At 58.8% G+C, this 18,238-nt stretch carries 23 protein-coding genes and 1 tRNA gene; 5 read left to right on the forward strand and 19 right to left on the reverse strand.

The window, feature by feature from the left end; all coding sequences use genetic code 11:
* Positions 1–114 precede the first annotated feature (114 nt).
* Positions 115–996 carry an N-formylglutamate amidohydrolase gene (locus HFO71_RS23800; RefSeq protein ID WP_017962087.1) on the reverse strand — a complete coding sequence of 294 codons (882 nt, stop codon included), beginning with the start codon at positions 994–996 and terminating at the stop codon, positions 115–117.
* 187 nt (positions 997–1,183) lie between these two features.
* Between HFO71_RS23800 and cpdR1 the strand changes: the two genes are divergently transcribed.
* From cpdR1 to HFO71_RS23820, 4 genes are all read left to right on the forward strand, one after another.
* Positions 1,184–1,546 carry a response regulator CpdR1 gene (gene cpdR1 / locus HFO71_RS23805; protein ID WP_003542883.1) on the forward strand — a complete coding sequence of 121 codons (363 nt, stop codon included), beginning with the start codon at positions 1,184–1,186 and terminating at the stop codon, positions 1,544–1,546.
* An 83-nt stretch (positions 1,547–1,629) separates the two neighbouring features.
* A tRNA-Val gene (locus HFO71_RS23810) sits at positions 1,630–1,704 on the forward strand.
* A gap of 558 nt (positions 1,705–2,262) precedes the next feature.
* Positions 2,263–2,463, forward strand: a complete 201-nt coding sequence (locus HFO71_RS23815; protein ID WP_221988442.1) for a hypothetical protein — start codon at positions 2,263–2,265, stop codon at positions 2,461–2,463.
* Positions 2,464–2,487: 24 nt separating this feature from the next.
* Complete coding sequence (locus HFO71_RS23820; RefSeq protein ID WP_221988443.1) at positions 2,488–2,697, forward strand: hypothetical protein; 210 nt, start codon at positions 2,488–2,490, stop codon at positions 2,695–2,697.
* A gap of 10 nt (positions 2,698–2,707) precedes the next feature.
* Here the strand turns inward: HFO71_RS23820 and HFO71_RS23825 are convergent, their stop codons facing one another.
* The 6 genes from HFO71_RS23825 to HFO71_RS23845 form a co-directional block, all read right to left on the reverse strand.
* Positions 2,708–3,139: a DUF1515 domain-containing protein gene (locus HFO71_RS23825; protein ID WP_221988445.1), complete on the reverse strand. Its 432-nt coding sequence runs from the start codon at positions 3,137–3,139 to the stop codon at positions 2,708–2,710.
* 139 nt (positions 3,140–3,278) lie between these two features.
* Positions 3,279–5,810 carry an FAD-dependent oxidoreductase gene (locus HFO71_RS23830; protein WP_221988447.1) on the reverse strand — a complete coding sequence of 844 codons (2,532 nt, stop codon included), beginning with the start codon at positions 5,808–5,810 and terminating at the stop codon, positions 3,279–3,281.
* Positions 5,810–6,034, reverse strand: coding sequence for a hypothetical protein (locus tag HFO71_RS35905; RefSeq protein ID WP_245006968.1), 225 nt, complete (start codon positions 6,032–6,034; stop codon positions 5,810–5,812). The genes HFO71_RS23830 and HFO71_RS35905 overlap by 1 nt, the downstream gene beginning before the upstream one ends.
* Before the next feature lie 4 nt (positions 6,035–6,038).
* Positions 6,039–6,401, reverse strand: coding sequence for a hypothetical protein (locus tag HFO71_RS23835; RefSeq protein WP_221988450.1), 363 nt, complete (start codon positions 6,399–6,401; stop codon positions 6,039–6,041).
* Positions 6,401–6,868 (reverse strand): lysozyme, encoded by a 468-nt coding sequence (locus HFO71_RS23840; RefSeq protein ID WP_221988452.1) that lies wholly within the window; start codon positions 6,866–6,868, stop codon positions 6,401–6,403. Before HFO71_RS23840 ends, HFO71_RS23835 begins: the two co-directional genes overlap by 1 nt.
* Entirely contained in the window at positions 6,843–7,097 is a 255-nt protein-coding gene (locus tag HFO71_RS23845) for a DUF7940 domain-containing protein (protein ID WP_221988453.1), read from the reverse strand. The genes HFO71_RS23840 and HFO71_RS23845 overlap by 26 nt, the downstream gene beginning before the upstream one ends.
* Positions 7,098–7,295: 198 nt before the next feature.
* Between HFO71_RS23845 and HFO71_RS23850 the strand changes: the two genes are divergently transcribed.
* Positions 7,296–7,811, forward strand: a complete 516-nt coding sequence (locus HFO71_RS23850; RefSeq protein WP_221988454.1) for a hypothetical protein — start codon at positions 7,296–7,298, stop codon at positions 7,809–7,811.
* 3 nt (positions 7,812–7,814) lie between these two features.
* On the opposite strand, the gene HFO71_RS23855 is transcribed toward HFO71_RS23850, so the two are convergent.
* The 12 genes from HFO71_RS23855 to HFO71_RS23910 form a co-directional block, all read right to left on the reverse strand.
* The gene (locus tag HFO71_RS23855; protein WP_221988455.1) at positions 7,815–8,447 is read right to left on the reverse strand and encodes a hypothetical protein; all 633 of its coding nucleotides are present in this window, start codon (positions 8,445–8,447) and stop codon (positions 7,815–7,817) included.
* Between the two features lie 164 nt (positions 8,448–8,611).
* Positions 8,612–9,340 carry a hypothetical protein gene (locus HFO71_RS23860; protein WP_221988456.1) on the reverse strand — a complete coding sequence of 243 codons (729 nt, stop codon included), beginning with the start codon at positions 9,338–9,340 and terminating at the stop codon, positions 8,612–8,614.
* Positions 9,341–9,349: 9 nt separating this feature from the next.
* The gene (locus HFO71_RS23865) at positions 9,350–10,729 is read right to left on the reverse strand and encodes a glycoside hydrolase family 73 protein (RefSeq protein WP_221988457.1); all 1,380 of its coding nucleotides are present in this window, start codon (positions 10,727–10,729) and stop codon (positions 9,350–9,352) included.
* A gap of 168 nt (positions 10,730–10,897) precedes the next feature.
* Positions 10,898–12,538 carry a hypothetical protein gene (locus HFO71_RS23870; protein WP_221988458.1) on the reverse strand — a complete coding sequence of 547 codons (1,641 nt, stop codon included), beginning with the start codon at positions 12,536–12,538 and terminating at the stop codon, positions 10,898–10,900.
* A complete protein-coding gene (locus HFO71_RS23875) occupies positions 12,538–13,662 on the reverse strand; it encodes a hypothetical protein (RefSeq protein ID WP_221988459.1) in 1,125 nt (374 codons plus the stop codon). Before HFO71_RS23875 ends, HFO71_RS23870 begins: the two co-directional genes overlap by 1 nt.
* On the reverse strand, positions 13,663–14,490 hold the full coding sequence (locus HFO71_RS23880; protein WP_221988460.1) for a hypothetical protein: 828 nt from the start codon (positions 14,488–14,490) through the stop codon (positions 13,663–13,665).
* Positions 14,487–14,828 carry a hypothetical protein gene (locus HFO71_RS23885; RefSeq protein ID WP_221988462.1) on the reverse strand — a complete coding sequence of 114 codons (342 nt, stop codon included), beginning with the start codon at positions 14,826–14,828 and terminating at the stop codon, positions 14,487–14,489. Before HFO71_RS23885 ends, HFO71_RS23880 begins: the two co-directional genes overlap by 4 nt.
* Positions 14,829–14,887: 59 nt before the next feature.
* Positions 14,888–15,241, reverse strand: coding sequence for a hypothetical protein (locus HFO71_RS23890; protein WP_221988463.1), 354 nt, complete (start codon positions 15,239–15,241; stop codon positions 14,888–14,890).
* Complete coding sequence (locus HFO71_RS23895) at positions 15,242–16,687, reverse strand: hypothetical protein (protein WP_221988465.1); 1,446 nt, start codon at positions 16,685–16,687, stop codon at positions 15,242–15,244.
* The gene (locus HFO71_RS23900; RefSeq protein ID WP_221988467.1) at positions 16,684–17,325 is read right to left on the reverse strand and encodes a phage adaptor protein; all 642 of its coding nucleotides are present in this window, start codon (positions 17,323–17,325) and stop codon (positions 16,684–16,686) included. Before HFO71_RS23900 ends, HFO71_RS23895 begins: the two co-directional genes overlap by 4 nt.
* Positions 17,315–17,995 carry a hypothetical protein gene (locus HFO71_RS23905; RefSeq protein ID WP_221988468.1) on the reverse strand — a complete coding sequence of 227 codons (681 nt, stop codon included), beginning with the start codon at positions 17,993–17,995 and terminating at the stop codon, positions 17,315–17,317. The genes HFO71_RS23900 and HFO71_RS23905 overlap by 11 nt, the downstream gene beginning before the upstream one ends.
* A complete protein-coding gene (locus tag HFO71_RS23910) occupies positions 17,992–18,225 on the reverse strand; it encodes a hypothetical protein (protein ID WP_221988470.1) in 234 nt (77 codons plus the stop codon). The genes HFO71_RS23905 and HFO71_RS23910 overlap by 4 nt, the downstream gene beginning before the upstream one ends.
* Between the last annotated feature and the right edge of the window lie 13 nt (positions 18,226–18,238).

The following is an 18,238-nucleotide window of genomic DNA, read 5'->3' on the forward strand; positions in this document are numbered from 1 at the left end:
CTTCTGACTGTAAATACCCTCCTTGGGTGTTTCCTCCCTAGACTTAGCCGCGCTCACAAGCGCGGTTTTTTTTGGCCGGGGAAGGCCACACGTCAGCAAAATCGAAAAACGGATCTATTCGGCGGCCAGCGCCCGGTCGCCGGCGAATTTCTCGACATAGTCCGCCATCTGCTGCATGAAGTCCGCGACGGCATCGGCCACCGCGGCGAAATCGTCGCGTTTCTCCAGCGTCAGCTCATCGACATAGATCGCCCGGTTCACCTCGATCTGCAGCGCGTGCAGGCCGCGCGAGGGCCGGCCATAATGTTCGGTGATGAAGCCGCCGGCATAGGGCTTGTTGCGGATCGCCGCAAAACCCATCTCCTCGAGGATGGCGATGGCCGCGCGCGAAAGTTCGGCCGAAGCGCTGGTGCCGTAGCGATCGCCGATGATGAAATCGGGCCGCGCAGTGCTGCCGGCGACGCGCACATTGCCGGGCATCGAGTGGCAGTCAATCAGCACGCCGAAGCCGAACTGCACATGCGTTCGCGCGATCAGCCGGCGGAGCGCCGCATGATAGGGCTTGTAGACCGCTTCAACCCGGTCGAGCCCCTCCTGCACCGGCAGGCGCCGCGCATAGATCTCCATGTTCTCGGCGACGATGCGCGGAATGGTGCCGAGCCCGCCGGCGACCCTGAGCGAATTGACGTTGGCATAGGGCGGCAGCAACCCGTCGAACATCCGCGGATCGAGTTCGTAGGGTTCGCGATTGACGTCGAGATAGGCGCGCGGGAAGTTGGCCGCCAAAAGCGGCGCACCGAGTGCGACCGCCGAGCCGAAGAGCTCGTCGACATAGTGATCCTCGGAACGGCGGATGGCGATGCCCTCCAGCCTGGACTGAGCGATAAATTCCGGTGGATAAATACGGCCGCTATGGGGGGAGTTGTAGACGAAGGGAATGGTCTGCGACACGGGCTCATGGACCTCAAAAAGCTCGTATTCGCGTATTTCCGGCACTTTCGGCCCTCTTTACCATGTCATGAACTGACTGCTTCGCGTATGTTGCCAGTTGCCCGGCCGCAAGTCCATACTATGTAGAAGGGATGGCGGTCACGCACAGGCAATTCACCGGTTGTTTACCGGAGCGAGATTAGTGTAAACGGCTGGCAGCCCACCAAAAACCTATGGATCGCGGTCTGGATTGATGACTCAGAAGATACTTCTCGCCGAAGACGACAATGACATGCGCCGCTTCCTGGTGAAAGCGCTCGAAAAGGCCGGCTACAAGGTCCTTTCTTATGACAATGGCGCCAGCGCCTATGACCGGCTGCGCGAGGAGCCGTTTTCCCTGCTGCTGACCGATATCGTCATGCCCGAGATGGACGGCATCGAGCTGGCGCGCCGCGCCACCGAGCTCGACCCCGACCTGAAGGTGATGTTCATCACCGGTTTTGCCGCCGTGGCGCTGAACCCTGATTCGAAGGCGCCGAAGGATGCGAAGGTCCTTTCCAAGCCTTTCCACCTGCGCGATCTGGTCGACGAGGTCAACAAGATGCTTGCCGCGTAAGGCTTGCAGGACGGCGCGTCACAAAACTGAAAAAGCCTATTGACGGCTCCGAAGGTTTTGTGATCTATGCGCCGCCATCGGATGGGCGTGTAGCTCAGCGGGAGAGCACTACGTTGACATCGTAGGGGTCACAGGTTCAATCCCTGTCACGCCCACCATCCTTTCAAGTACTTACGTCGCGTTTACATATTTCCCCTCAGGTTCATCGAACTTGGAGGGGGCGGATAGATGACGAGGATCGTCCATTCTCATGAGCCGGCAGGGCAATACGGAAGACTAACTATCATTGGTTCCTCCTGGTTGGATAAAAGATCCACCCGATGGGTTCATACGCAATGCTCTTGCGGAAACACCAAAGACGTGAGGCTTCCCGATTTAAGAGACGGCACGACCAAATCTTGCGGCTGCTTTCGTCGCGAAGTTACCGCCGCCAACCACAAGAATCCTCACAATTCCTGCAAAACAAAACTGCATGGTGTTTGGAAAGCTATTCGACAGCGCTGCACTAATCCCAACCATAAGAATTACCCCGCCTACGGTGGTAGGGGAATTTCGGTCTGTAAGGAGTGGGATAATTTCTCCACATTCAAAACGTGGGCCGCTGATTACGCGGAAGGCTTAACCATAGAGCGTATTGACAATGATAAAGGGTATGAGCCTGGGAATTGCCGGTGGGCTACCAGGAAAGAGCAAGCCAATAATAGAAGGCCAAGGTCATGAGGGTAGTCCACTTTGTGAGCTTTCGCGGTGAGGAGTATCACTCCGCCGTCAAGACGTTCGGGCCACCGCATTACATTCATCGGGGATGGGATCTGCGTGCTCAGCGTGAAATTGCTGATGGCGATCTTGTGGTGTTCGCCTTCGGCCCGAGCGATCAGGAGCCGCGCGTCAAGAGCTATGACGACATTCGAGAATAAGGAGCACTGAGGATGGAGAGAGAAATGACAATGATCGAGCGCGTGGCGAAGGCATTGAGCCAAGAACTGGCCAAGGACGGCTATTATGTCGACGCAGCGCGCGCCGTGATCGAGGCGATGCGCGAGCCTACAGAGGCGATGGTGGAGGCTGGAGAAAAGCACATTCGAGTTGGGCGGATCGCCGAGGAGAAATATAAGACGATGATCGATGCTGCCCTCAAGGAACAGGACTGATGTTCAACAGCTAATTGACCTTGAACCAAGACAGAAACGAGATAAACGCAGCCTTGCCGTATACCGCGATTATGGTTCCAACGGTGAGGCCGGATAAGGCGATAGCGCCGCTGATACCGCTTCCGAGGGTTTTTAATTTTTTCCATTCCTCAATCGTCGGCTGAACTGCGGCATGGTTGATGATGACGGTCTCTTTCAGGGCCTTGATCTCCTCGCGAAGAGTGACATCGACGCCGCTGCTGATCTCGACGACCTTATCGAGGAGGTTGATCTGCCGCATCTGCTCGTCTAGGCGCCGATGAATGACCGATCTGCTTTCGTGGGCATTGTCCTTTTCATCGCTCACATCCTCCCGCAAGAGGGAGACGCTTTCTTCAATTCCGGAAAGTCTGCCTTCTACCCGGCCAAGGGCGCGGAGAATGTCATCGTTGCTAGTCGCCATCAATTCTTATGCCCGCCGCATGCCTGTTAAGACTTTGGAACGGTCGACTGCCTATTATGTTGCCAGCCGTCGCGATCCGTTGAATCGTGAGTGGTTAGATCGAGGCACCTGTTACGAGCAGGTGTCTCGGTCGCTATGCTTACGTCGTCTGCGGTATGACCGGGGCAACCTCGCCGCTGAGTGCGGGGCTTGCCAAGAGCGCAGTCCTCAAAGTCGGATAATCGACGTTCTGAATGATGTTGTCGCCATCAACAGCGAGAGCCGCAGCCAGGCCCATTGATTGAGCCGTCTGCATGGCAGTGAACTCCATGCGACTTGAACCGTAGCCGACGTGCGTCAGAGAGGCGCCGAACGAGCATGAGACATTTGTGCACTCTGCCACCTTCGGAACGAATATCTCATACGGCAAAGGAGCCATGAGGTTGACGCCCCCGGCCGCGACGAACATCCCGCCCTCGTGGCGCAGCTGCCAGACGCCGGCAGTCTTTTCATGGGCCACGACCTGCGTTGAATGGCTGTCCATCGCATAGCTTGCCACGCTGACGGTATGGTCGCCCAACGTGGGCACGTTGCCATCGGACTGCGCCATGTTGCCACCGGTCATCACCACGGAACCGACGAGCCGGATCGCCTCGCGAACGTACATTTGCGGATTGTAGAACGGCTGATCATTGTCATGGTTCGAATAGTAGTGGTCGGAGCACATGCCCCAGGTCAGGGCTTCAGTCCGCAGCGTGCCGGTAACCCTGGCGTCCGCATGGTACTGCAGCAGATAAAAAAGCCCCATGATGTGGTTCCATTGGAGTTTCCAGAAAACCTCGCGCTCGGCATAGGTCATCGTCGGGTAGTCGTGGTTCACGCCGACAAGATTGGTGGAGAGAATGCCTTGCTTGTTCAGATCATAGCGGCTGGTGCTGCGCAGATTGTCCAGCTTGACGATATCGGCCATTGTGACCGGGCTGCCCGCTACGACACAGGCATCAAGCCAGCGCAGATAGACTTCGTAGTTCGCGGCATCAAAACCAGCGGGCGGCGTGCTGGGCAGAGGAACCCGGATAGAGGCTGCATTCGTGAATGTCAGACGGAAGTTATAGGCTGGCAGGCGCGCGTCTGCGCTTCCTGGCGTCGGGTAATTGTCTATGCCGGGGGTGAATGTCGAACTGATGGCCTGAATTCCAGGAAGAAGGCCGCTTGCTGGCACGCCGGGAGTAACCCATGGATCGACGATAACCACTGCACCAGAATGGTCCAACGGCTCCGCAGCAGTTGTAACCGCACGCACACCATTGTTGGCCTCGATGCCCGCGCCGGCGGCTTCGCGGCCCTTATAGTGGCTGATTCCCGCAGTGAGCCTGATAAGGTCTTGCTCGTAGGTGCCGTCATGCCATTGGCTTGCGCTGACAGTCCGGCCGTCCGTCGTCACGATGCTGGTGATCGCCGCCCCGGTCTTTGTCACCGAAGCTACACCGTTGGCAAGGTAAACCGGGATATTGTACTGCGCGAGCAGAGCCTTGCACGTGCGGTTGAACCGCTTCGGGTTGAACTTGAAGGCATCCGGGTTTGTGCCGCTGGCAACGTCGGTAGTACCTTCTTGAGCGTTGCAGTCGGTGATCATCCAGCGCGGCAATCCGCCAAGGCCGGCCGAGGCGTCATAGTCGGTGTAGCCGAGGCCACCGCCAGCCATGCCGAACGAAAAACGATCCCTCCACCCGCCGATGATGGCGACCGTTTTGCCCTGGCGCGCGGCCTGGACGGCGAAGTTCACGCTCTGCCCGGTCAGCCCATAGGCGATGAGCTGCTTGCTGATCGTTCCCGTGCCGATGCCTGGCTCTTCGCAATAATATTCGCCGTAGCGGATGGTTTCGAGATATTCCCCGACGATCGCCGTGAGATCGCGGACCTCGGTTTCGGTAAGCGCTTCTCCCAGATAGAGAAACGATTGCGTGACGACGTTTCCGTTGGTGATCGAGCCGTTGTTGTTGAGGCCGCACAGGTATACCGGCAGCGCCGGCAGAGTCGCACTCGTGTTGGCGACCGTCGCCCGCTTGACGCCGTTGTAATACGCCTCAACCTCAGTCGAGTTGAAGCGGCTTGCACCGATCAGGCCGAAGCCGTTCGATGTCACGAAGCCTGGAGTGAAGCTCGCCCCGGCGCAGCGGATGGTCATGTCAGAGGCGTTGTTCGGAACCAGCGACAAACCATTAGATGAAGCGTTGATGACGCCCATCGTCGAGCCCGCCTGTGTAGCGGTAGGGTTCATGTGCCCGGTCTGATACCAGACGAACATGCCTAGGTTGTTCTGCGACAGGACGTTGGCGTTCATGCCAATGTTGATGTAGTTCAGTCCGGAGGCGCCGGCATAGTGTTGGTCAGCGGTAAACGCGGGGGCGCCGACCGCAGTGGCCTTTTCGGATGGCGTCTTCCAGTTGGTGAGCGATGCGTCCGCGTTTGCCCCCTGGAACCGCATCCATCTGGCCTTGGTCCAAATGCCCGCAGTCTTGAGGCGACGGACAGCGCGGTCCATGGTGCGCTTACGCGCCGCGGTCGGGGCGACAGAGAACGCCGCGGCGAGCGTGTCCGTTTCCGTCTGGAAAGCAAACGCCGGGAATGAAGAGCCCCCGCCCCCGCCACTCCTCGGCTGCGTGATCGAGAGTCCAAGGCCAAGCATCATCAGCGTGTTCCATACTTCGAGGCAACGTCATCGTAGAACTGCACAGTCCGCCCCTGACGCGCGTTGGCACGGTCGAGGGCCTGCCGCTCTCGGGCGAGGATGGAAATCACTGGCTGGCCTTCCACGACCGGCGCGTGAGGCTCTTGACGCCGGAGGTCATCGGGAAGCGGCGGAAGCACAACACCGGCTTGCGTCTGCCCTTTGGCGGAAGCCGCACGGTTCAGCCGCTCAGTGGCGGAGCAGCCAGTCACGATCAGCGGCAGTAATAGCGCAAGCGCGGTTCTTCTCGGACAAGATGAGTTCATATCCACGGATCTCGGTTTCGAGGGTGTCTTTGGCGGCCTGCTCTGCGGCCTGTGCCGCTTCGAGGCGCTTGCGGTGCTCTTCGGTCGCCTGGGTAGCGGCGTTGCGCTGGCGCGTCATCTCGGCGGCCTTGGCTTCTGCTGCGGTCTTTTCAGCAACGAGCACATAGCCGGCGCGGGCTTCGCGGGCTGCGGAGGGGTAGCCGATCGACAGGGCGTAGAGGTGATAGATCGCAAGGCCGGCAAGCACGCCGGCGCCGAGCTTGAGGCCGTCGATGATACCGAACATCAGGTCGGGATACCGTTGAGGCACAGCGCGCGTTCTGCAGTGCGCCGCTTCGTCAGGCCAGGAAGACGGATACCGGCCGCTTTATTCCACTTGGGGAACTCATTGCAGGCGCCGACGATATCGCCAGAGTTCATCTTACGGACGAGAGTGGACTTGCAGAAGGCGCCAATGCCTATGTTATACGTTATCGACAACGAGGCCACATAGGCGCCCGCCGGCACTTGATCCGGCTGCTTCATGCAGGCGCGCATGCCGGTCTCGAATTCCTTCAGGCTGTCGCCCAGCATGTCCTTGCATTGAGCGACGGTGTAGCTATCACCCATCTTGACGCCGCGCGTCTCGCCGAAGCAGACAGTTGGAATCCCGATCGGGTCTCGATAGGCGACAGTGCGCAGCCCTTCGAAGGTGCTGACACAGGCGATTGCAGCGGCAGCAATAGCGCTACCCTTCTTGAGGCGGCTTGCCATTCAGATCTCCTGAAACTTTCTGTTGAACGAAGATGCGGGCAATGATCGCAGCGACGGCGAGAAGGCCGGTCACAATCGACATGCCCAATTGGATGTAGATGTTCTTCGCTACCCAGGTGGCGGCTACGAAGGTGTAAATCGGCTCAAGGATGATGAAGAGCAGCGCCAGCACCATGAAGCGGACGCTCCATGCGTGCTTGACCACCGCGCGCCAGTTGCTGACGAGCATGGGAGGCTCCAGATTGTGGAAAACGATTCAGAATGAATCACTTACGGCGGGAAACAGTATTCCCGGAGTGGTTGCTGTTAAGGATGTAATAGAACGTGAAGGACATGACTCCACGGCGGTTGCAAATTCTGTTGCGTGTGTCGTAGATATTCGCCATATACTTGCGAATTGAAACCTCACTGGAGTCGTCAGTTCGCCATGAAAGCCATAGGTGTTGTTTTGCTACTCGCCGCCGTTTTCGCTTCTCACGCGCAAGCTTCAGAAACTGTCACCGTCAAAAACAACCCTGGCGGCATCCGGGAAGACTTTGATGCACAGGCTCGCAAGTGGGCAAAGGATGGCGTCAAGATCCGTTTAGTCGGCTCCTGTGCTTCGGCCTGCAACATGTATCTGATGACCAAATACGGTCTCGACGTGTGCGCGGTTGCCGGAACCCGTCTCAAGTTCCACATGCCATATTTCGAGATCTCCCAAGACGGCGGCAGGAGATGGTCAAGGGAAATGAACCCGCAGACGATCCAGGAAAGTAAGCAGCTTTGGGCAAAAAACTGGCTCGGACATTTCAGTCCAAAACTAAACGCCGTCCTCGCCAAAGCTACCAGAAATGGAGTGATACCGAACCCTTCGACGGAGGTGCAGGGCTATGAAGGGCAATTCACCGGCTCTCGCTTCTATTCCGTCAAAGCGACCGATTTCATTCCGACTTGCGATTGATTGTCAGCTCCCAAACGACACAACAGCAAGTTCACAAGCGTTAGAGGCGCCTGAGCCAGTCATACCAATAGACCTTCCAGTTTGAGCAGACATTCGATTTTGAAAACCTACTCCAACGCGAACGCCACTAGAACCAAGATCGAAGTCTATATCTTCGTTTACACCAGATAAATTAACATCGGTAGAGTCGGCCTTTATCGCATGAGCAATAACTACACCATTTGTATCCACATTGATTGTAGTACTCGTGGAGGTTAAAGGTTGACCACCGTTTGAATTTGAGTGAAATGAGTTAGGGATATTGGCAACTGAATAAACTACACATGAAAGATGATTAATAGATCGATCATACGACATACTAAATGTTGCTGATGTGCCGCCGACCCCTCCCGGAGCATCAATCAAGATACCCATATTGACGTTTACTCCGGGGTTAAACCAAGCACCCCCCGGACCCACGCCCAAAGAAGCGCCGGCTAGTGTCCCAGCCGTTCGATTAAGAATTCCAGACACATCAGGGGATGTTGCGGCAACACATATAACAATACGTCGACCTGGAAAATCTATCCCAAGATTAACACCAAAAGTATAAGTCGTACCTCCACTACTAACCACTTCGAGATGTGTCCGCTTCACGGCGGTCTTGCCGTAAAAATGCGTAGGGAGGATGATAGAGCCTGACGGCCGATCCGACAGATATCGTGTTGTTGAGCTAGGGAAGACAAGGCTCCCGCCTGTCTGGCGAAGCTCGCTGCGGATCTGGGCTCCAGTCATAGAGCCCGAAGCTTGAAGTGTCATGTTCAGCCCGTAACCGTGAGAGTGCCGTTGACCGTCACGGCAGCGCCGTTCATGGAGATGATGGTCGTCAGGGCACCGGCCACGACCGCGCGCAGAAGGAGGGCGCCGTCTTCGCTGGTGGTGGTCGGGTCCGTGATGCTCCCCTCGATCGTTCCATATGTCTGTTTGTTACCGGCGCTGTCCCTGCCGTCGAAGCTGATGCCGCCGATCACGTCTGCCGCCGCTGGAGATGCGGAGTTGCGGAAGAGAGAGAGCAGCGGGCCAATCGCTGCGCCTGCGTCGTTGGATATCAAGCTCCACAGTGACGGGATGCCGGCCGCAGAGAAATTCGTGCCGTCGCAGATGACGATTGCCATGTTACCGTTCGGTACAACGGTGGTTGCCGCGCCGTTGATGGTCTCCGAGGCGTTCGGATCGATCGTCACGTCTCCACCATCCGCGAAGATGAGCAGATGCCAGCCAGCCCCGAGCGTAGCCGCCGCAGTCAGCGCGACAGTCAATGCAGCCGTGCAGCGGTGGAAAGCGTTGTTGTCGGCTGCGACGGCGGTGTAGCCCGAGGATTTCGCGGCGTAGATCGTCTTCCCATCAACCCCGGCTTTCAATTGCGCCATGATCTCGCGCTCGGCATTATTCACGTTACTTGGTGGGCACCCCTCGTTGATGTTGATGCCTCCGACGTCGGTGTTCAAGTTGGCGTTCGTATCCCACTCAAGGAATGAATTCTTTGGCATCTTATATCCTCAGTAAAGGCCCTTGCCGCCGCGAGACATGGCGTCTCGGAACTGGCCGGATTGATTGGAGACGCTGCGCCCGTAATCGTTCAGGCTCTTGTCGTTCTTGCTGTTTGCCGATGGTTTCGGGGCATCCGGGAAGAACGAGTTTTTTGCCACGTTCCGACCAAGAAGACCGCCCGCGATCGCGCCGATCGGGCCGAGCGTTAGCCCTCCGAGCAGACCGCCCAGCAATCCACCCCCGAGAGAACGGTTCTGCATCCCCTTGCTGGCCTGAGCCGCCATCGCCTGCATCTCAGCCGGGGTGGAGTGGGCCATCGGGCCGCCGAGCAAGCCCTGTTGCTGCTGGACTTGCGCGAATTCTCCTGGCGACATGAGGCCGGAAGAGGACCAGGATGGTCCTGGTGCCTGAACGCTGGCCGTATTGATCGAGGCAGGCTCGGTCGAAATCATCGGATCGGTATAGGCCAGAGCCGTTGGTGCAGCGGCGGGCGCTACCTGCCCGGGCCAGTTCGTGGCGGGCGCCATGAGGCCAGGGAGAACGCCGACATCAAGCTGCTGATCGAGAAGGCCTCGCTGGAGCTGCTGCGGGGTCGTCGCAACGGGAGTGGTCGGGCCGAGGCGTTGCGTGTCGAACGCGCTTGGCTGTTGGGGCTGCTCCGGTTCGGAGAGCAGGCTGGAATAGTCGAAATAGGATGATGCGGGCGCCGCGGGTGCTGGGTTGCCGAACCGCGACTGATCGAAGGCCGGCGCGCGCGCGGGCGCTCCAAAGCGGGAGGAGTCGAAACTGGCAGGAGTCACGTCGGCCAATGCCTCCCTTTGAACGGGTTCGGGTGTGGAGGGGAAGGATGGAGCCTGATAGGAGGCTGGCGACAGGAGCGCGCTGAAAGGGTCTTCGCTCGGGCGTGGGCTTGGCGTAGGCGGGTCGATCACCGACATGATCCCTAGTTCCGGTCCATAGTGCCGCCGATCGATCGAACGCAACTTGGAACCATAGTTCGGATCGGTCGCATAGGAGCCATAGCGCCCATCGTTCAGACCGGAAACGGCGGTATCGAAATCATCGGCCATATAGCTCGATGGGAAATTCTTGTTGAGTGTCGATGACCAGTCGAGAAGAGAGGAAAACGGATTGTCGTAGGCACGGAAATTGGCCTTGGTATTGACATTCTGGCCATTGATGTTTTCCCATGTTCCGGCATTGTTTACCGGGCCGTTCCATGACTTCCCGGCCTTGACGCCAAAATAGTTGTTCCCGACAGCCGACCGGCCGAATCCTGTCTCAAGAGATGCCTGAGACGCAGCCAGACGAGCCTGTGCATCGGACAAACCGGCAGACCTTGCATCATTGTAGACCTGGCCGTAGAATTCACGCTGCCGAGATGCCATGTGGCCCTCACATCAAAGGATATTGGATTGGACGAAGAGCAGAAGCCCGATAACCCATTGGTCAGGAGTGCCGGGATCATCGGGATGGGGGTCGCGATCGGATGGAGCCGCCTTGGCAACATTCCGCTCAACTGGATGGACTATTCAGCTATTGCCGTCTTCTTGCTTCTATTGTGCTGGTGCTTGACGCCCAGCCGCCATAGAGGCTCCGGTGACGATGCGGGCGATGGCTTCGCGCTGCGCCTGGGTAAGCTGTGCAAGCGTGCCTTGGGCCGCTCTAAGCGCCGCTGCGTTGCCCCCTGAACGGATAAGCTCATCGAGAGCCTGAACGCCTTGGCGGACACCGCGATCGGCAAGTGATTTCGCTCCTAGGCCCGCCAATGATGCGGCCCCGAATGCAGGGTTTACCATCGCACCCCCTACCCCGAGCGCCGCCATGAGCCCATTTCCTTGCGGAGAAAGTTTGCCCGTCAGTCGAAGGAAATTCTGTCCAGGCGTGCCGCGAACAATTTCGTCCATCGCCGCCTTCTCATCGCCTGTGAAGCCCTTCCCTTTTTCGAGGAACTTGCGCACGTTCTGGCGGGTCGCGTTCTCGACATTGCCGCCCGAGCCTGTGGAGGCGGCCCGCAGTTCGGCACTGTTAATCGCCTCAAGAAAGCGTTCATTCTTCCTCACCCGGCGACCGAGAGAGATAGCCTCTTTCAATGCCTTTGGCCCGGTGATCCTGTCGCCGACAAGGACGTTTTGCGGGCCAAGATTGTCCATGAAATCATCAATGCTGCTGATCACCATACCGGCCGCAGCTCGTTCGCTCTTGTCCTGGCTGATCGCTGCATTTCCGGCAAGCTTGCGCAGCGTGTGAATGCCCTTGAGCGTTATATTACCGTTACTGAGGTCATCGAGACGGCTCAGAACGGGTGCGATACGCGGCTGAAGACCGGGATCATAGCCGAAATCGGCAAGCTTCCCCTTGATGTCAGTCGACAACGCCTGCAAGCCTTCCGGCTTCACGATGACGCCAGCCTTTTCGCTCGCGTCATAGGCAGCCTTCTCCGCAGTCTTCAGTGCCGTCAGGTCTGGAACTTTCGGCTTTCCCTTGATGAGGGATGATGCTTTTGTCAGGCCAGCGCCGATAGCATCGCCGATCACGGAACCGGCGGTGCCACCAGCCGCGCCGAACGCCGCGCCAGTCCCGAGGTCCGTATCATGGCCAGCGGCCCCAAGGGCCCCATATCCAGCGCCCTCTAGACCCATCAGGCCAGCGCGAGCGCCAACGCCTTTCGCACCGGTCATTGCGCCAGTTCCGAGGCGGCCGGCCATCGTCACGCCCTTGCCGGCAAGCGCCATAGGTGCAGCCACCGAACCGACGACATCGGCGCCGATCGACGCAGAACCAGAGCGATCACGTGCCGCCTGTGTGCCTGCACGCATCCCCTCCAGTTCTTGTGCGTAGGTCTTGTCGGTGAATGGCGCGCGAAGACCGGCAGCGATCTTGTCGCCAAATCCGAAGGTCGCAGCATCGCCCATGATATTGCCGATGTCTTGCGCGGCAATGATCGGCTTCTGCCATTCGGGGCGCTGGTCATAGAGCGCGCGTGCCGGGTTCTGCGTCATGCCGGAGAGGTCAGAGGCGAGTGATTGTGCAGCTTTGCCTTCCGGGGCCATATCCGGTTCTGGGGCGGCCTGCTGTGGCGTCACGCCGATCTGTGCGGCGATCTCGTCAACCGTCTTTGCCTGATCTTCGGGGGAAAGCTGAAGGAAGGAATCGTCCACCTTCACGCGCTTGCCCTGAATGTTGAGTGTGGGCATTAGGGTTCCATGCTCCAAGGGACGCCGGTAGACGTTGTGTTGCCGCCAGCGGGTGCCATGCTGGGAGGAGCCTGCACCTGGCCGCCGCTCTGCTGAATGCGTGCCTGAGCGCGCGCCGCGCCCTGCTTGACGATCTTTTCGTAATCGTTCAGGGCCGCGTTGAATTCCTCTTCGGAGGTGGCCGTATCCATTCGAGCCACAGCCGCAGTCGCCGTGGCGCCTTCAGCGTTCGACAGCGAGCCGAGGCCGCGCATCTGCTGGATTGCCGTGAGGAATGCGCCAGACGCCGACTGGTCAACCTTCTTCTGGAAGTCCTTGCCGGGAGATCCTGGAATGGCGTTGAAGATTGACGAGAGTCCGGTTCCCCAGCCCTTGTTCGGGTCGTTGCGGAGGCTTTGGACAGTATCGAGCGCGTTCTGTGCGGCCTGAAGGTCTCCAGGTGCTGCGGCAATCGCCTTGCCCTGGGCGTCCCCGATTTCTTTCTGAGCCGCTTCGCCGGCAACATTTTTCTGGATTGCGCCGGTCTGCCTCCCGCCAGGGGCCAATATAACGCCTTCCGTTCCTGTGTCGAAGATCTTGGTCGGCGGAGCGGCAACCCCGCCGCCGAAGTCAACATCCTTGCCATTCCCATCCTTGCCCAGCTGTTTGTAGCGGAGGGTGCCATTGGCGTCGTAGTAAGGGATTGTTGTGCCATAGTAGGCGCCGGTGCCGTCTGGACCGGAACCGCTTGGCTTTGGCGCCTTACCCAGAGGGTTAAAGGTGACGGTGTCTGGATCAGCAAAGCCATATGTGCCATCTGGCAGCGTATGGAACGTGCGCGGCCGGTCGGCTTTGGCTTGGCTGGTGATATGGAGCTTGTACGCATCAGCGGGCGAGAGGGCGCCCGCTTCCACCGCCTGCGCCAACTGCGGATTCGACGCCTGGAGAAACTGCAGCGTCTTGTTGTAAGTACGGCCCATCTGCCGTTCATTGGCAAAGTTCGAGGCGGCCTGCCCTACCTGATCCTGAGCGGTCTTGCCGCTGAGCAAGCCAAGGCCGACGCCGAGAAGCGTGTTCGACTTGTTGTAAGGCGTGTCATTGCCGGCAAACCAGTTGCCCATCGTGGGGAAAGTGGGAAGAGCCATTTAGAACATACCTCCGAGAAGGCCGGCACCAGTCGCGCCGTAGCCGAGAGCCGTCAAAAATGGGTTCTGACCGGGTTGTGATTGCGTTTGAGTGCCGCCTAATTGCCCAGCACCCGAGGCAATAGCCTGGAGCCTACTTAAGTTCTCCCATGGGCGGTTCTGCTGCTCGTTGAAGATGCGCAGCTTGTCGTTCATCTGGCGCGTGGCGAGATCCTCGTTCATGGCGCCGACCTGCATAAGATCGGATGCGGGGGCCTTCATGCCGGAATAAGCCTGCCCGAGTTGGCCGAAGCCTGTGGAGCCCATATTGAAGAGATTGCTGTTCGCCGCATCCTTGCGCTGCTGGAACGCCTGATACTGCCGCGCGCCGAGGTCGCCGATGGTGTTGCCCATGGTCTGCTGGTGGATGCCTGAGCCGTAACGCCCTGCCCCGCTGGCGCCAGCGTTCACATTGTTGCGCGCTAGGTCGACAACCTGCTGAAAGCCAGGGTCTTCGTTGATGTTGAACGAGCCGTTCGCTACCGAGCGCGTGTTGTTCAGCGCCTCCAACTGGCCTGCATTGTAGCCGCCGTTGTTGATGACGCCCTGAAGCTGGCCGGAGAGCCCCTTGCCGCCGATATTGGCGTTGGCGGAGTTGGTGATTGCGTTCTGGCCCTGGATGGTCTTTGCGTCCCATGGAACAACGGTGGAGTCGCCATAGACTTGAGCACCAACGCCTTTGTTGTAAAGGTTCTGGGCCGCGCCAATGCCCTGCTTTAGGGCTGGCTGCGCTGCCTTCCACGGCTCGCTGTTCGATTGCGTCGTGGTTTTGCTTCCGCCACCGTTCATATCTGAACCTCGTAAGTTATCCGTAGCTTCTTCGCGTCAGGAAAGAGTGCTGGCCAGCCCTCGCGGCCCTCAGCGATAAAGCTGTCTGCGCCGCCGGCCTTGGCCATGCCGGTGATGAAGTCCCGCGCCGCTGGCAACCACTCCTGAATGTCTTCGCCGACGATCGCCAGGCAGTACATGACTTGCTTCAGCGCCCAACGCTGGAACTGCATGATCAGCGCGCCCTTGACGCCATGATCGTCCATGACCGCCACCAAGAAGGCATCGCCTGCGCGGCACATCTGCCAAAGATCACCGGACGAAACGTTGCTGCCGTATTTCAGCGTTGCCTTGATCACTTTTTCGCTGATTACTGGCCAAATCTGGTCGACCTCGGCGGCATTCGCGATGGCAACCCTCATTGCGAGCGAACCGGGCTGACTTCAGCGATGACGGCCACGACATGGAGGGCATTCGCGCCGGATGCAATGACCTGCAGCGTCCAGCCATCGGGCAGTTGAACATTGTGTTCCTTGATGAACAGCGTCACTTTCGACGCGATCGGGAAGACGTCATAGATCTTGTAGACGTTCGTTCCATCGGTCATCTGGAGCGTGAAATTGACGCTTCCGCCGCTGTCGTTGCACACCGACATGCTGTCCAGGGAGCCACGAAGATTGGCCGTGCCAGTGTAGACGTTGACCGCGGTCGTAACCGTCAGATCCTTGCAGATCGTCTTCACATTGGCGATGAATGGGATGTTGACGCTCATTTATAGGCCACCACTCGGCATGCCGTTGACGTTCAAGGCGCTGAGCGACGACCATCCATCTTCGGCCGGGATAATGGCGCGGAAGGCGTGGAGCCTGCCATCGGCTCGGAAATCGAACATGAACGACCTGCTGTTTCTGGTCTGCTGCGCGGTCCATGTCGGCGTGTCGTCGTGCGAGTCCAGAGTTCCGACTGCAATGGTGATGCCGGGGCTGTCGCTAATGGCGCGAACGCCTGAGACGAAAGCCCTGCTGCCCGGAACCATCTCGGTTTGTCCTGTCTCGATCGTTGCCTGTTGCGCCAAGCCGGTGAAGAAGCCGAGCCTGAACGAAGCGTCGAACCCTGCGAAAGATGGAGGTCCGCCGCCATAAGCCGAGCTGTCCAGTGAGAACGGCAGGAGGTCGATCGATGACGATATTGCATCGAGATCTTCAAGCGTCTTTGCCGATGTGGCGAATACTCCGAGGCCAGTAACGATCGTATCGGACTGGAACCACCGGTCCAGCTGCCAGGCGTAGCCGAGGATATAGCCGTTGCCGCTCGCATCCTCGTAGCGCCACATGACCACCTTGCGGAAGGGGTCATAGACGCCCTTGATTTTCGGGCGCGTGCCGTCCGTCGTTACCGTCTGAATCCAGCGGTCGACACGCTCTGCCCCGATTGGGGTCGCTGAAACGCCGCGGTAAAAGCCGGTATCGGAGTAATAGACGAAATCCCCGCGGCCGATATCGACAAGCGACAGAGGTGCGGCGCAGCCCCTTCCCTCGGCAAAGGGCGAGAAGGTAAAGACATAGCCAGACGAAGGATCGAACATCATCGAGCGGAAGCCCGATCTAAACGCCAGGGTGGCGCCGGAACCGTTGACGCTGATCGCCTGCAGCTCTTCACCATCGGGAAAGCTGTTGGTATCGCAAAGCTCCTCGCCTGGAACCCATTGCTCGGAATTGTTGATCCCAGACCAGTGAATAGCCGCAGCGTCGTTCGCCAACTGGAAGAGGCCCACAAAATCGCCGATCACCTTGACGAAGCGCGCCTTCGGCGGGTTGCCGGGGAGATCCGCAAAGTCCGTGCTGGTGCCGATATCGTAATATTGAACGTCGTCGTTCAGGTTGGTGGCGATGATGCGGGCTCCGAACACGTCGAAAGACCACTCATCGCCATCAGGGACCGCATAGGGAGCGCTGGCGCCGGAAACATCCGTCAAAGAGCCATCGTTGTTGACCAGATAGAGGCCGGTAGCAGTCCCGCTGATAGTCACCTGCACTCCGGTTGACAGTCTCGCCGTGATCGAGCCACGCGGCGCGGTCGGGAGTGCATCAGCGAGCGGCACAAGCGAGGGCATAGGGCCCCAGCCATCGGCGATCGGCAGAGCGTTCACAGCGGTCGCCGTGGCGTTGCTGTTGTATGGCGCCTTGTCTGGCTCGAAGGGGGGGAAAGGGACGATCAACGAAGAATATCCCGATCGTAATAGCGCCGGCCGATCACAAGCAGAGCCGGGTCAACGACCATGTCACCGCGGGCCTTGCGTGCCTCGGTGTGTTTGACCGACGCCAAGAAGGCGGCCAGCATCTGCGACCACATCGAAATGTCAGGCGCTGATTTGACGTAAACCGAGCCCCAGACGATCGAGGCTGCCATGTAGAGATCAGGGTTTTCCGTAAGGAATTCATTGGTCGGCGCAGCATCGGAAAGGGCGAAACGACCGGTGTATACGAAGCGGAACGGGTAAGCCTGGTCAAGCTCCCTGTCGAAGACTATACGGCTGCCCTCGATCGACCAGATGCTCGGCCGGCCGGAGAATTCATGCTGGGTGTAGGTTCCCAGCTCCATCTTGGTCATCTCATATTCGGCGTCAGAGTCCTCAATGAACAGAGCCCTCGGCTCGATGATCGACAAGGCGGAAATGTCGATGTAATTCTGGCCGGAAACCCCAGTGAGGGCGGCTGTCGTGCCGACCTGCTTCAGTTCGCGGTTGAGCCCAGCCTCGCCAAGGGTGATGAAGTCCGCGGCCACGCCCGTCAGGTCGTTGCGCGCCATCCAATCGGTAATGGAGCTCTGGAGCTCGGAATAATTGCTAAACGGCATCGCAATCCGCCTTTGCCCCACCTGGGCACCGCATCAGGAATTCATGCAGGTTTCCCGCGAATTCCGTGCTGGCGCTGTGGTGGTTGATGTTGAGGTCAGGGATGAGCCAGATATCGCCGCATTTTTCCGTCCAACGCTTGGAAAAGGCGTAGTCCTCGCCGTACCAAACGCCGTCGATCGCACCGTGATTGAACAGATCGACAGCCGCCGCATAGCGGGAGCCGTAAATCAGCTCGGGATAAGCACGCATGAATTTGTCTACGGCTTCTTTGGTGATCTTCATGAAGCCGGCAGGAATCCGATGGGCCTTGATGCAGCCGTCGTCTCGCAATACGGGCCGGCCGGTCGCGTCGGTGAGCCATCCCCCCATGTATTCTTCCTCATCCTTCTTGAACCGGTACGTTCCGGCTACGACTTCGCCGGGGGTATTGATGAGGGTAAGGAGGTCTTCAGGTCGCCAGCTGAGGTCATAGTCGATGAAGACCACGATATCCGCCTGCCCATCCATCGCCTTGCGGAGCATGGTAGCGCGCGCAGCCGAGATATAGGGGTTGCCTATTTCCTGAATGAAATGGGCGTTCTCCAGCAGTGGGGCCGATCCGGCCAAAGCCCGTTTATAGGGCTCGGTCGGACCGGCGAGGCTGGGGGTCGCAACGACGATTTTCGTCACGAGGTTTTGTAGGCCCCGAGCGCGACCAGCGCATTCGTCAGTTCCAGCAGGATCGCCGCGGTGTTGGATGCCACCGAGACGTAGGAGGACGCAGACAGAAGCGAAGTCGCTAGCACGGTGCTGGTGCGCTGCGCTACGGGCGTAACCCCGTAGAGGCCGACCTTGTCGGTGGCGGACTGACCGAGCTTGACGCCGTCAGAGCCGCCATCGGAGAGCTGTTTTACCGTCATGTTCGTGTTCCTT

Source organism: Rhizobium laguerreae (assembly GCF_019778565.1).
In the GTDB taxonomy this organism is placed as follows: Bacteria; Pseudomonadota; Alphaproteobacteria; order Rhizobiales; family Rhizobiaceae; genus Rhizobium; species Rhizobium laguerreae.

Excerpts from the sequence above, each read along its gene's own strand:
- cpdR1 (WP_003542883.1), top strand. The coding sequence starts at position 1,184 with ATGACTCAGAAGATACTTCTCGCCGAAGACGACAATGACATGCGCCGC.
- HFO71_RS23815 (WP_221988442.1), top strand. The coding sequence starts at position 2,263 with ATGAGGGTAGTCCACTTTGTGAGCTTTCGCGGTGAGGAGTATCACTCC.
- HFO71_RS23820 (WP_221988443.1), top strand. The coding sequence starts at position 2,488 with ATGACAATGATCGAGCGCGTGGCGAAGGCATTGAGCCAAGAACTGGCC.
- HFO71_RS23825 (WP_221988445.1), bottom strand. The coding sequence starts at position 3,139 with ATGGCGACTAGCAACGATGACATTCTCCGCGCCCTTGGCCGGGTAGAA.
- HFO71_RS23830 (WP_221988447.1), bottom strand. The coding sequence starts at position 5,810 with ATGATGCTTGGCCTTGGACTCTCGATCACGCAGCCGAGGAGTGGCGGG.
- HFO71_RS23835 (WP_221988450.1), bottom strand. The coding sequence starts at position 6,401 with ATGTTCGGTATCATCGACGGCCTCAAGCTCGGCGCCGGCGTGCTTGCC.
- HFO71_RS23840 (WP_221988452.1), bottom strand. The coding sequence starts at position 6,868 with ATGGCAAGCCGCCTCAAGAAGGGTAGCGCTATTGCTGCCGCTGCAATC.
- HFO71_RS23845 (WP_221988453.1), bottom strand. The coding sequence starts at position 7,097 with ATGCTCGTCAGCAACTGGCGCGCGGTGGTCAAGCACGCATGGAGCGTC.
- HFO71_RS23850 (WP_221988454.1), top strand. The coding sequence starts at position 7,296 with ATGAAAGCCATAGGTGTTGTTTTGCTACTCGCCGCCGTTTTCGCTTCT.
- HFO71_RS23860 (WP_221988456.1), bottom strand. The coding sequence starts at position 9,340 with ATGCCAAAGAATTCATTCCTTGAGTGGGATACGAACGCCAACTTGAAC.
- HFO71_RS23865 (WP_221988457.1), bottom strand. The coding sequence starts at position 10,729 with ATGGCATCTCGGCAGCGTGAATTCTACGGCCAGGTCTACAATGATGCA.
- HFO71_RS23870 (WP_221988458.1), bottom strand. The coding sequence starts at position 12,538 with ATGCCCACACTCAACATTCAGGGCAAGCGCGTGAAGGTGGACGATTCC.
- HFO71_RS23875 (WP_221988459.1), bottom strand. The coding sequence starts at position 13,662 with ATGGCTCTTCCCACTTTCCCCACGATGGGCAACTGGTTTGCCGGCAAT.
- HFO71_RS23880 (WP_221988460.1), bottom strand. The coding sequence starts at position 14,490 with ATGAACGGTGGCGGAAGCAAAACCACGACGCAATCGAACAGCGAGCCG.
- HFO71_RS23890 (WP_221988463.1), bottom strand. The coding sequence starts at position 15,241 with ATGAGCGTCAACATCCCATTCATCGCCAATGTGAAGACGATCTGCAAG.
- HFO71_RS23900 (WP_221988467.1), bottom strand. The coding sequence starts at position 17,325 with ATGCCGTTTAGCAATTATTCCGAGCTCCAGAGCTCCATTACCGATTGG.
- HFO71_RS23910 (WP_221988470.1), bottom strand. The coding sequence starts at position 18,225 with ATGACGGTAAAACAGCTCTCCGATGGCGGCTCTGACGGCGTCAAGCTC.